The 12536-nt window shown below is 61.9% G+C and carries 10 protein-coding genes; all 10 read right to left on the reverse strand.

Annotated features, from left to right (window positions below; genetic code table 11):
• Window position 1: 1 nt before the first annotated feature.
• The 10 genes from QQJ98_RS05220 to adh all read right to left on the reverse strand — a co-directional run bounded on the left by QQJ98_RS05220 (window position 2) and on the right by adh (window position 12435).
• Window positions 2-721, reverse strand: coding sequence for an SDR family oxidoreductase (locus QQJ98_RS05220; protein ID WP_284324268.1), 720 nt, complete (start codon window positions 719-721; stop codon window positions 2-4).
• Between the two features lie 14 nt (window positions 722-735).
• A complete protein-coding gene (locus tag QQJ98_RS05225) occupies window positions 736-1686 on the reverse strand; it encodes a LysR substrate-binding domain-containing protein (protein WP_284324269.1) in 951 nt (316 codons plus the stop codon).
• 6 nt (window positions 1687-1692) lie between these two features.
• On the reverse strand, window positions 1693-2898 hold the full coding sequence (locus QQJ98_RS05230; RefSeq protein WP_284324270.1) for an NAD(P)/FAD-dependent oxidoreductase: 1206 nt from the start codon (window positions 2896-2898) through the stop codon (window positions 1693-1695).
• The gene (locus QQJ98_RS05235; RefSeq protein ID WP_284324271.1) at window positions 2895-3713 is read right to left on the reverse strand and encodes an NAD-dependent epimerase/dehydratase family protein; all 819 of its coding nucleotides are present in this window, start codon (window positions 3711-3713) and stop codon (window positions 2895-2897) included. Before QQJ98_RS05235 ends, QQJ98_RS05230 begins: the two co-directional genes overlap by 4 nt.
• Entirely contained in the window at window positions 3710-4918 is a 1209-nt protein-coding gene (locus tag QQJ98_RS05240) for a pyridoxal phosphate-dependent aminotransferase (RefSeq protein ID WP_284324272.1), read from the reverse strand. Before QQJ98_RS05240 ends, QQJ98_RS05235 begins: the two co-directional genes overlap by 4 nt.
• Window positions 4915-6537, reverse strand: a complete 1623-nt coding sequence (locus QQJ98_RS05245) for a hydantoinase B/oxoprolinase family protein (RefSeq protein ID WP_284324273.1) — start codon at window positions 6535-6537, stop codon at window positions 4915-4917. The genes QQJ98_RS05240 and QQJ98_RS05245 overlap by 4 nt, the downstream gene beginning before the upstream one ends.
• On the reverse strand, window positions 6534-8621 hold the full coding sequence (locus QQJ98_RS05250; protein ID WP_284324274.1) for a hydantoinase/oxoprolinase family protein: 2088 nt from the start codon (window positions 8619-8621) through the stop codon (window positions 6534-6536). The genes QQJ98_RS05245 and QQJ98_RS05250 overlap by 4 nt, the downstream gene beginning before the upstream one ends.
• Entirely contained in the window at window positions 8618-10300 is a 1683-nt protein-coding gene (locus QQJ98_RS05255; RefSeq protein ID WP_284324275.1) for a thiamine pyrophosphate-dependent enzyme, read from the reverse strand. Before QQJ98_RS05255 ends, QQJ98_RS05250 begins: the two co-directional genes overlap by 4 nt.
• Before the next feature lie 223 nt (window positions 10301-10523).
• Window positions 10524-10865, reverse strand: a complete 342-nt coding sequence (locus QQJ98_RS05260; RefSeq protein WP_284324276.1) for a DUF779 domain-containing protein — start codon at window positions 10863-10865, stop codon at window positions 10524-10526.
• Window positions 10866-10917: 52 nt separating this feature from the next.
• Entirely contained in the window at window positions 10918-12435 is a 1518-nt protein-coding gene (gene adh, locus QQJ98_RS05265; protein WP_284324277.1) for an aldehyde dehydrogenase, read from the reverse strand.
• Between the last annotated feature and the right edge of the window lie 101 nt (window positions 12436-12536).

The following is a 12536-nucleotide window of genomic DNA, read 5'->3' on the forward strand; positions in this document are numbered from 1 at the left end:
TTCAAGCCTCTTTCTTAACGGAGCCAGTGGCGACCCCCTGATGTGTTGGAAGAATATCAAACCGCGCCACATCAACCGATTGCGGCAGCGCCAGCACCGCAAGCAGCATGGCGGCCACGTCAGCGGGCTGCACCGCGGCATTGCCCGCATACATCGCGGCGCGGGCTTCGGCGGGCAGCAGGGCGTTGTAAAGCCCGGTTTCCACCCGGCCCGCGACAATCTCGGTCACGCGGACGCCATGCGGTGCGAGGTCCAGCCGCAGCGCTTGGGCAAAGCCGCCGATCGCCGCTTTGGTGGCAGAATAGACCGCCAGATTGGCAAAGGGAGCATGGCCCGCCGTCGATCCGGTGAAGAAGATATGGCCATGGCCGCGCGCGCGCATACCGGGGGCAAGCGCGTGGGTCAGCGCCAGCACGCTGCGCAGATTGACGGTGATGGCGTGGTCGATATCGGCGAAATCGGCATCGCAAAAGTTGCCCAGCGGCGGCATCACCCCTGCGTTGTTCACCAGAATATCGGGCGCAAGGCCGTCCAAAGCCGCATCCAATCCCGCCACATCGGCCAGATCAACCAAGCGCGCCTGCATGCCCAGCGCCTGCAATTCGGCCAAAGCCTGCGGATTGCGGCCCAGCACCACGACCTGATGCCCGGCATTGTGCAACGCCTGCGCCACACCGCGCCCAATACCGCTGGTCGCCCCTGTCACCACTGCCTGCGCCATGCCATTCCCCTGATCTAAAATGCGGTGCCGTTTGGGCCGAGTAAGTCTGGGTCGTTTAGGTCTGGATCCGCCCATTTTTCCCGCTGCATCCAATCACAGAACGCGGCGATCGGTTTGACCCGGCGATGCGCCTTTGGCAGCACCAGATAAAAGCCGGGTATCTGCGACTCGGGCATCGCTGCCATCACATCCAGCCCGAACGGTGCTACCAGTTTACCCGAGGCCAGATCCTCGCGCGCGTCGATGGTGGACAGCAGGCCGACCCCCAACCCCGCCAAGGTGGCACGCCGCATCGTGGCGGCATCCTGAAACCGAAACGCATCCGGCGCATGCGGACCGCTGACGCCCAGATGCGCCAGAACTGCGCCCCACAGATCGGCCAGAACCGAGTGCAGCAGTGGCAGGGTCAGCAGATCGGCGGGCGTTGTCAGCTGTGCGGCAAGCGCGGGCGTGCAGCAGATCACCTTGATATCGCGCAGCAACAGCACCTGTTCAAACTGCGTCCATGCGCCAAAGCCCCATTGAATCGCCACATCAACGTCGTCGGCGACGAAATCGGGTAGATCGACCATCGTGGTCAGGCGCAGATCGGCCCCCGGCATCACCTCGCGGAAGCGCGACAGGCGGTCGAGCAGAAAGCGGGTGGCGAAATACGGGCTGGCGTTCAGATTGATCCGGTTGCGCTGGCCCAGTTTGGTGACGCGGCGGATGCCTTCGGCAAATTCGTCAAATCCCGCTTGGATGTAATGGGCGAGCAGGATGGCTTGCTCGTTCGGTTCAATCGTGCGGCCTTTGCGGATGAACAGCGCCAGCCCCAGCGTGTCTTCCAGCAGTTTGATTTGCTGACTGACCGCTTGCGGGGTGACGGTAAGTTCGTCCGCAGCGCCCCGAAAGCTGCGGTGCCGCACCACGGTTTGAAACACCCGCAAAGCGTTTAACGGCGGCAGGCGAAGCGGGCGCTCCATCTTGGGTCAGATTACCGCTTTTTCAAGGAAGGGGCGGTTCTCGACAATGCGTTCATAACCGACCTCGGACATATCCAGGGTGCGATAGCCGCCGTAGATGATCAGCTCTGACACCGCACGGCCTGCTGCGGGGCCTTGTTGCAGACCGTGGCCGGAAAAGCCGTTGGCAAAGACAAAGTTGCGCACTTGTGGATGGCGACCGACCACCAAGTTATGATCGAGCGTGTTGAAATCATAATGGCCAGCCCATTGGTTCACCACTTTGATCGCCTCAAATCCTGACGAGCGTTCGGCGAGGGCGGGCCAGATGATGTCTTCAAACTCCTCATAGCGGGGTTCAAAATCATCCCAATCGACGGCGGGGTCGGAGGTGGGGACGGCCCCGGTCAGAAAGAAGCGGCCCTCGGGGCGGCAGAATACGCCTGTGGGGTCGATCATCAAGGGCAAGCGGCCTTGGTTGACGGTGGCGCTGCCTTCGGGGGTTTTGGCGCAATCGAACACGAACAGGGTGCGCTTGCGGGGTTCCACCGGGATATCAAGGCCTGCCATGCGGGCGGTCAGCGCCGCACGGGGGCCAGAGGCGTTGACGACCGTGCCCGCTTGGATGACAGCGCCGGATTTCAGCGTGACCGAGGTGACAGCATCGCCGCTGCGGCCAATCGCCACCACTTCATCGCTGATCACATCTGCGCCTTGTGCGCGCGCTTTGTTGCGGAATCCCGCCATGATGCCGGTGTTGTTGAACCACCCCTCGCCCGAGCGACCATAGCTGGCCAGCCGGATGTCTGCGACATTCAGATGCGGGAAGGCACGGGACAACTCGTCCTGATCCCACAGCACGGTATCGGCCCCACATGCTGCCTGCACGTCATGGCTTTCGCGCAGGATCTGTTCCTGTTCGGCGGTGCCCGCCAGATACAGATAGCCGCCCGAGTGGAAATTCAGATCGGGCTTGTCGTCGCCGACCTGCATCAGGTTGCCGAAGTCTTTGATGAACTGATAGCCGAACTGGCTGATCTTGACGTTGATCGCGTTGGAAAACTGCGTGCGGATCGAGGCTGCCGAGAGCGAGGTAGAGGCCTTGGCATAGGTCGGATCACGCTCGACCACCAGAACCGAGCCGGTGAAATCGGGGTTCGCGGTCAGGAAATACGCGACCGCCGATCCGATCACTGCGCCGCCAACAATCACCACATCATACTGCGATTTCATTTCGCTGCCTCCTCATCCGGGTGCCCCAAATCCACAAACCAACCGCCCAAATGCCGCACCGCTGCGGCCTTTGGATCGGGCGTATCGGTGCGCGCCTCAACCCCGGCGCGGAAGGGTTCCGAGTTGTCTTTTGCCTGATAGCCAAGGTGGGCTGCAAGGCGGTTATCAACGGTTTTCACGCTGTTATCGGACATGCCAAAGCTGACCGTAAAGCCCACGCGCGGGGCGGTCAGGGCGGCGGTGACAAGGCGGATGCAATCGTCAAACGACAGGTAAGACCACAGCATGCGGCGGTCTTGTGGTTCTGGGAAAGACGAGAAAATGCGCAGGGCTGCGGTTTCGATACCGAACTTGTCCCAGTAAAGTCGGCCCAGATCTTCGACAAAGCATTTCGACAGGCCATAGAGACCATCGGGGCGGTGCGGCGCGTTGGCGTCGATCTGGGTTTCCAGATCATGATAGCCAATGGCGTGCACAGAACTGGCATAGATCACCCGTTTGACACCATTTTTGCGGGCGCCTTCGTAGATGTGATAGCTGCCCCGGATATTTCCGTTCAGGATCTGATCCCAGCCCCGCTCCATCGCGATGCCGCCAAAATGCACAATCGCATCAACGCCTTTGGTCGCTTGCAGGATCGCGGGTTCGTCAGCCAGATCGCAGAGGATGGCTTCTTCATTGGGTTGCAGATCGCTGATCTCAACCACATCTGACAACCGCAGTTTGCGCGCCAAAGGGGCGAGCCCCCGACGCAATTGCGTGCCCAAGCGGCCTGCGGCCCCGGTGATCAGGATGGTGTCAAAACGCGGCGTCATGCGGCCACCAAGGCGGCGACGGCATTAGAAATGCGGGTGATCGCCTTTGCCAGCACCGCGTCAGAGGTGGCGGTCGAGATGCGGAAGAACGGCGACAACCCGTAAGCCGCACCGGGGACGGCGGCGACGCGGCCTTCGGTCAAAAGATACTGGGTGACGGCGGTATCGTCGGTCAGGATCTCGCCCTTCGGCGTGCGTTTGCGGATCAGCCCTGCGCAGCCGATATAGGCATAAAACGCGCCTTCGGGCGGGGACAGGGTCAGGCCGGGAATATCCGCCAGCCCGGCCACCACCAGATCGCGGCGGCGTTCAAAGGCGGCGCGAAACGCCGGGATGCAGTCTTGCGGCCCGGTCAACGCGGCGAGGGCTGCGGCCTGCATCGGGGCGGCTACAGAGGTCACCGACTGGCTTTGCACGGTGTTCATCGCCTTGATCAGCGGAGCGGGTCCTGCGGCATAGCCGACGCGCCAGCCAGTCATCGCATAGGCTTTGGCGACGCCGTTGACGATCAGCGTGCGGTCTCGCAGATCGGGGCAAGCTTGGGCAAAGCTGACAAACTGCCGCCCGTCGAACAGGATATGTTCATAGATCTCATCGGACAGGATCAGAACGTGCGGGTGCTGCGCCAACACCGCGCCCAATTCCTGCAATTCTGCCTTGGAATACACCGCGCCCGAGGGATTGCCCGGCATGTTCAGAAACAGCCATTTGGTGCGCGGGGTGATCGCGGCTTGCAGCACGGCGGGTGTGAGGCGAAAGCCGGTATCGGCGGGGCAAGCGGGCATCACCGGGATGCCGCCCAGCAGCTTGACCATCTCGGGGTAGGAGACGAAATAGGGGGTCGGCAAGATCGCCTCATCGCCCGCGTTCAGGGTGGCCAGCAGCGCGTTGAAGATGATCTGTTTGGCCCCATTGGCGACGGTGACTTCATCTGCTGTGTAGTCCAAGCCATTCTCATGCTTGAACTTTTCCACCACGGCGGCGCGCAGGGCGGGGGTGCCTGCCGAGGCGGTGTATAGGGTTTCACCTGCGGCTGCGGCTTTGAAGGCGGCTTCGACGATGTGGGCGGGGGTAGGGAAATCGGGCTCACCAAGGCCCAGATCAATCACATCAACGCCCTGCGCGCGCAGCGCTTTCGCGGCCATCGACACCGCCATCGAGGCAGAGGGCTTTACCGCGCCCAGGCGATCTGCAACGTAACTCATGGCTTATTTCCTGTCACATAACCCTTCAGGGCATCCTCTGCCCGCGCCTCCGGCCCGCGCGCGCCCGGATCACCGTAACCGCCGCCGCCGGGGAGATGAAGCACCAACCGACGCCCCGCAGGCACATGCTGCCAGCCTTTCGGCTTGAGCACCGTGCCATCATCCAGCGCCACCCGGCCCGCAGCCCCCTGCCCGCCGCCATCCCGGCCAAGGGCGGGGTGGTTGACCCGATCAAACATCGCCGAGAAATCAAACTCATGCCCCGGCGCGGGTTCGATTTCGATAATCTGACCCAAGCCGCCGCGATACTGGCCGTCGCCACCGGAATCAGGCCGCAGTTCCTTGCGCCAGACCACGATCGGGCCGGTATGCTCGGTCGCCTCGATCGGCATTGTCATCACGCCTGACGGAAAGGCGGTGGCCGACAGCCCGTCCAGACCGGGCCGCGCGCCCATACCGCCCGAGTTGAACATCAGGATTTCTGCCCGCCTGCCGATGGCTCCCGCAACCGGACGCACCGACATATGGATGTTCCACAGGGCCGCAGCCCCCTCGGCCAGCACCTGGCCTGGCAAAGCCTGCGCCAGCGCCCCCAGCACCAGATCGGGCACCAGATGGCCGATGACATGGCGCACCGACACCGGCGCGGGGCGCGGGGCGTTCAGGATATTTTCCGGCGACGAGATGGTGAACAGGCCCAAAGACGCCCAGTTGTTCGGAATATCCGGCGCGACCACGCATTTCAGCGCATAGCAGGCATAAGCTTTGGTGTAGATGATCGGCACGTTGATGCCATAGCGGCTGACCGGAGCGCTGCCCGCGAAATCGACATTGATGCGGTCGCCGGTGATGCTGACCTCGGCCACCAGCTTGACGGTTTCATCATAGCCATCGGTCAGGATCTGGTTGGACCAAGTGCCCTGCGGCAGGCCGCGCAAGCGGTCCAAAGTGGCGGCATGGGTGCGGCTGAAGATGAAGTCGCCCAGATCATCCAGCGACGTCAGCCCGATTTCCTGCATCATCGCAATCAGGCGGCGGTGGCCAACATCATTGCAGGCAGCCAGCGAGTAGAAATCGCCCACCACCTGATTGGGTTCGCGCACATTCGAGCGGATCATCTGCACCAGCGTGGCATTAACCTGCCCGCGCTCGGCGAACTTCATGATCGGAATCTGGATGCCTTCCTCATAGACCGATTTGCCGTCAGCGCCAAAACCGCGCCCGCCCACATCGACCACATGCGCGGTGCAGGCAAAGAAGCCGACCAGATCGTCGCCAAGGAATGACGGCGACACCATGGTGATGTCGTGCAGATGGCCGGTGCCCTTCCACGGGTCATTGGTCACATAGGTATCGCTTGCGTGCATGTTGTCGCGGCCAATCTCTGCGATGAAGTGCAACACCGCCTCGGCCATCGTGTTGACATGCCCCGGCGTGCCCGTGACGGCTTGCGCCAGCATCCGGCCAGCCGGGTCGAACACGCCCGCCGAAAGGTCACCCGCCTCGCGCACCGAGGTTGAAAAGGCGGTGCGCAGCAGGGTCATCGCCTGTTCTTCCACCACCGAAATCAGGCGGTTCCACATCACCTGCATGCGAATATCGCGGGTCTGGTCGGTCATTCTGCGGCCCCCTTACGGATCATCAGCAAGCTGCCATCGGATTGCATCACCACATCGAACGGGGCTGTGACAACGGTGGAGGTTTCACGTTCAACAATCACTGCTGGGCCGCTGACGCGCGCGCCGGGGGTCAGATCGCTGCGGTTGATGATGGCGGTTGCCATAAGCTCACCTCGGGACGGGTCGAACACCGCGCGTGAGAGCTTGTGCGCGGCCCGCGTCCCGCCCGAGATGAGGGCGATTTGGTCGGGTGCGGCGCGCAGATCCTGCGCCTTGACCGACCATGTGACGATTTCAATTTCCAGCCCGTCCAGCCCCTCAATCGCGCGGCCAAAGAAGCGGGCGTAATTCTCGCTGAATTTGCTGCGCAGCATTTCGGCATCGGCGGCGGTATAGGCGCGGTCTGGCAGGGTGACGGGAATCTCCCATCCCTGCCCGACATAGCGCATGAAGGCGGTGATTTCGGATTGGATCGCGGCACGGGTGCCTGCGCGGACAAAGCGTTCTGCGGTGGTCTTCAGGCCAGCCACCAAAGCGTTGACGGTATCGGCATCAAACGAAGTCAGCCGCAGGATATGCGAGGCCAAAGCTTCATAGCCAAACGGCGCTTTCAGAAAACCGATGGCCGAACCTACACCCGCACCAACCGGGATCAGGCAGCGGTCAATGCCCAGCTTTTCGCACAGACGCGCGGCGTGCAGCGGGGCGGCACCGCCAAAGGCGATCATCATGTTATCAGAGATATTCTTGCCATTTTCGACCGCATGAACGCGGGCGGCATTGGCCATATTCTCATCGACCACCTCGCAGATGCCAAAGGCGGCAGCCTCTGCCCCCAGCCCCAGCTTGTCGCCGACATCGCGCAGCACGGCCGCCCGCGCCGCATCGCTAGACAGCCGGATTGCACCGCCTGCGAAATTATCGGCATCCAGCTTGCCCAATACCAGATCGGCGTCAGTGATCGCCGGACGCATCCCGCCGCGCTGATAGCAGGCTGGCCCCGGCTCCGATCCCGCCGATTCTGGCCCGGTCTGAATCCGCCCCATCGCATCGACCCAAGCCAGCGAGCCACCGCCCGCGCCGATCTCAATCATCTCGATCACCGGAATTGAAATCGGCATGCCCGAGCCTTTGGCGAAACGATAGGTCCGCGCCACCTCGAACGTCCGGGCGGTTTTCGGGGCGTAGTCTTCGATCAGGCAAATCTTGGCAGTGGTGCCGCCCATGTCATAGCTGACCACCTTTTGCAGCCCGAACTTCTGCGCCACATCGGCAGCAAAAATCGCCCCGCCCGCAGGCCCGCTTTCGACCAGCCGCACCGGGAATTCCGCCGCCGTCTCAACCGAGATCAGCCCGCCGCCCGAATGGATCATAAACACCGGACAACGCGCGCCCAAAGCCTGCAGCCGCGCCTGCAACCGGGTCAGATAATCGGCCATTTGCGGGCGCACATAGGCATTGGCGCAGACGGTGTTAAACCTCTCAAACTCGCGCATCTGCGGCGAGACTTCCGAGGAAATCGAGATCGGCACCGCCACTTTCGCCGCGATAATCTCACGGGCGCGGTGTTCATGCGCGGGGTTCATATAGGAATGGATGAAGCCAATCGCCACCGCGCCGAAGCCTGCGCTTGCGATCTGGTCGGCCAGTGCGGCAAGCGCCACCTCATCCAGCGGCAAAAGCTCTTGCCCCTGCGCGCCGATCCGGCCTGCCACCGCGAAACGATCTTCGCGTGGAATCAACGGCTTGGGCAGAACCATGTTCAGATCATATTGCGCAAAGCGGTTTTCGGTGCGCATCTCGATCACATCCCGGAAACCTTCGGTGGTCACAAAGGCCGTGCGCGCGCCGCGGCGTTCGATCAGCGCATTGGTCGCCAAAGTGGTGCCGTGAATGACGATATCCAGATCCGCAAGGCTGATGCCCGCCTCGGCCAGCACCACGTCGATGCCGTCCAAAATCGCCTGTTCGGGTGCTGCGTAATTGGTCAGCACCTTGGTCGAGAACAGCTTGCCATGCGCCTCTAGCGCGATGTCGGTGAACGTGCCGCCGATGTCGGCGCCAAGACGGATTGGCGCGCTCATGGGTTGGCCGCCTGAGCCGCCGCGCGCATCTGGCTTAGGGTTTGGCGCGGGGTGATCGCCTCGGGGGAGACGTTCAGATCCAGCACTGCGCCGGTGTCTGACGCCAAGGCGTGGGCGAAGGCGGCTGCGAAATCTTCGGTGCGCTCGACCCGTTCACCGTGGAAACCATAGGCGCGGGCGAGGGCTGCGAAGTCGGGGTTCACCATCGTCGTGCCGGAAACGCGGGCAGGATAGTGGCGTTCCTGATGCGCGCGGATGGTGCCGTAAATGCCGTTGTTGACGATCAGAATGATCGGCTGCGCGCCTGCTTGCGCGGCGGTGGCGAGTTCCTGACAGTTCATCTGGAAATCGCCGTCGCCTGCAAAACACACCACGCGCCGCGCCGGATAGGCGACTTTGGCGGCAATGGCAGCGGGGACGCCGTAGCCCATAGCGCCGGATTGTGGGGCGAGCAGGCGGGCTTCTTTTCCAAATTTGAAAAACTTATTCGGCCAGACGGTGAAGTTTCCCGCGCCATTGGTCAGGATCACATCTTCGGGCAAAATCTCGCGCAGATGCGCGGTGACGGCGACCATATCTACCGGGGAAGGCTGGGCGGGCGCGTTGAAGCTGGCCCCAAATGCTGCGCGTGCGTTGCTGCGCCAATCGGCCCACGCGCCTTGCACCGGGGTCAGGGCGCGGGCAAAGGCATTGGGGCCAGCATGGATGCCCAGAACAGGTTGATAAATCTTGCCAATCTCACGATCAGAGCCATGGACATGGATCAAATGCTGCGCAGCATTTGGCACTGACAAAAGGGTGTAGCCGTCGGTTGTCATCTCGCCAAACCGCACGTTTATAGCGAGGATCACATCGGCGTCGCGGATCAGCGCCTTGGCATGGGGCAGCATGCCGACGCCTGCTTCACCGGTGAAGGCGGGGGAGTGGTTGTCGAATTGGTCCTGAAAGCGGAAGGCGGCCAGCACGGGAATATCCGAGGCTTCGGCGAAATGCTGCAAGGCGGCGCGGCCTGCATCGGTCCAATTCGCCCCACCCATCAGGATTAATGGACGCTGCGCTGATGCCAGTAGGGAAAGGGTTTCGGTGATGGTTTCGGGGGCCGGCGCTGCTTCGGTGATTTTGGCGGGTTTGGTCAGCGGCGGGGTGTCGGTCAGGGTGGTCAGCATATCTTCGGGCAGTGCAATCACCACCGGGCCGGGGCGGCCTGTGGTGGCGGTGACCCAAGCGCGGGCGAGGATTTCGGGGATCCGGTCAACCTGATCAATCTCGACCGCCCATTTCGCCATCGTGCCGAACACCGCGCGGTAGTCGAGTTCCTGAAACGCCTCGCGCCCCTTCATATCGGTGCCAACCTGGCCGACGAACAGGATCATCGGGGACGAATCCTGCATCGCGGTATGCACGCCGATCGAGGCATTGGTCGCCCCCGGTCCGCGTGTGACCATGCAGATCCCGGGCGTTCCAGTCAGCTTGCCGTAGGCCGAGGCCATGAAGGCAGCACCACCCTCATTGCGGCACAGGATGAAATCAAGCTGGCCTTGGGTGTCGTGCAGCGCATCCAGCACCGCCAGATAGCTTTCACCCGGCACGCCAAAGGCTTTGCTGGCCCCAAGCGCCTGCAAAGATTGCACCAAAACCTGCCCGCCGTTGCGCATCCGCATATCCCATCGTAGCCGCATCTGTGTTGCCACATCCTGCGCGGCTTGGGTGCGAAACGAAATGAAGAAGTGTAGCGCGATAGACAAGATTTTCTTGTCTATTGTCGCGATATGCCCGCGCTGCGCCTTGGCGCGTGCGGATCGGGGCAATCACGGTAATCGTTAAGATATCCTTAATGCAGCACAGCTAACTATATGATTTCAAACGGTTCAAAATGGTCCCGAGTTGGGACCGCAGCTGAGCTTAGATCGCGCAGATCTCGGATCGGGTCAGAAAGCGTTGTTCCCGGCCATTGTCCAAGCTGAACATACCGCCCCTTCCCTTGATCGCATCAATGATCAGATCGGTGTGCTTCCAGACCTCATACTGGCTGCCCGAGATATAGAACGGCATGCCGCCAATCTCTCCCAGTTTTACATCGCGATCCCCCAGCAGGAAATCGCCCTGCGGGTAGCACATCGGCGACGACCCATCACAACAGCCGCCCGATTGATGAAACATCACCGGGCCGTGGTCGGCGACAATCTCGGCCAGCAGTTGCAGGGCCGCAGGCGTGGCGGTGACTTTATCGAGAACTTCGGTCATAGCAGCCTCCCGGCAGAATGTGGGCGCGGGATGGTGTCCCGCGCCCGGTTGATCAGAAGAAGCCTAGCTTTTTAGGCGAGTAGCTGACCAACATATTCTTCGTCTGCTGGTAGTGGTCCAGCATCATCTTGTGGTTTTCCCGCCCGATGCCTGACTGTTTATAGCCGCCAAACGCCGCATGCGCCGGATAGGCGTGGTAGCAGTTTGTCCAGACCCGGCCCGCTTGGATGGCACGACCAAAGCGGTAGGATGTGTTGGCCGAGCGGCTCCACACACCCGCGCCCAGACCGTAGAGGGTGTCATTGGCGATGCTGAGGGCTTCGTCATCGTCCTTGAAGGTGGTGACAGAGACCACCGGGCCAAAGATCTCTTCCTGAAACACCCGCATCTTGTTGTTGCCCTTGAACACGGTCGGCTGCATGTAGAAGCCGCCCGCGAGGCCGCCTTCCATCTCGCGCCGCGCGCCGCCTGCCAGAACCTGCGCGCCTTCCTGTTTGCCGATGTCCATGTAGGACAGGATCTTTTCCAACTGTTCCGACGACGCCTGCGCGCCGATCATCGTGGTCGGATCCAGCGGATCGCCCGCGGTGATTGCGGCCACACGCTTCAGGGCTTTTTCCATGAATTGATCGTAGATCGACTCGTGGATCAGGGCGCGGGAGGGGCAGGTGCAGACCTCGCCTTGGTTCAGCGCGAACATCACGAAGCCTTCGATGGCCTTGTCGAAGTAGTCGTCATCCTCGGCGCAGACATCTTTGAAGAAGATGTTCGGGGATTTGCCGCCCAGTTCCAGCGTGACCGGGATCAGGTTCTGGCTGGCGTATTGCATGATCAGGCGGCCAGTTGTCGTCTCACCTGTGAAGGCGATTTTGGCGATGCGGTTGGAAGATGCCAGCGGCTTGCCAGCCTCAAGACCAAAGCCGTTGACGATGTTCAGCACACCGGGGGGCAGCAGGTCGGCGATCAGCTCGGCGAAGATCAGGATAGAGGCCGGGGTTTGCTCGGCGGGTTTCAGCACCACACAGTTGCCTGCAGCCAAGGCGGGGGCGAGTTTCCAGACCGCCATCAGCAGCGGGAAGTTCCACGGGATGATCTGGCCAACGACGCCGAGGGGTTCGTGGAAGTGGTAGGCCACCGTGTCGTGGTCGATTTCCGACAGGCTGCCTTCTTGCGCGCGGATGGCACCGGCGAAATAGCGGAAGTGGTCGATGGCCAAGGGCAGGTCGGCGTGGGTGGTTTCGCGGATCGGTTTGCCGTTATCCCATGTTTCGGCCAAAGCGAGCAGGGGCAGGTTCTGCTCCATCACGTCAGCGATCTTGTTCAGGATCACGGCGCGGGTGGCAACGGATGAATTGCCCCAAGCGGTTTTGGCGGCATGGGCGGCGTCGAGGGCGGCCTCGATATCGGCAGCCTCAGACCGCGCGATTTTGCAGATCACTTCGCCAGTGATCGGCGAGGTGTTGTCAAAGGTTTTGCCCGATTGGGCAGGCACCCATTTGCCGCCGATAAAATTGCCATAGGTCGCCTTGAACGGCGATTTAGAGGTGCGGAAATGCTCCACCATGTTCATGTTAAGTCCTCCCAGACTATGGGCCGCCTCCTCGCGGCACTGGGGACAGGCTGCGCTTTAAGGGGGGCGGTTGTCATCCGGGGGGAGAGGGATCGGCGCGC

It is taken from the genome of Cypionkella aquatica (genome assembly GCF_030161095.1).
In the GTDB taxonomy this organism is placed as follows: Bacteria; Pseudomonadota; Alphaproteobacteria; order Rhodobacterales; family Rhodobacteraceae; genus Cypionkella; species Cypionkella aquatica.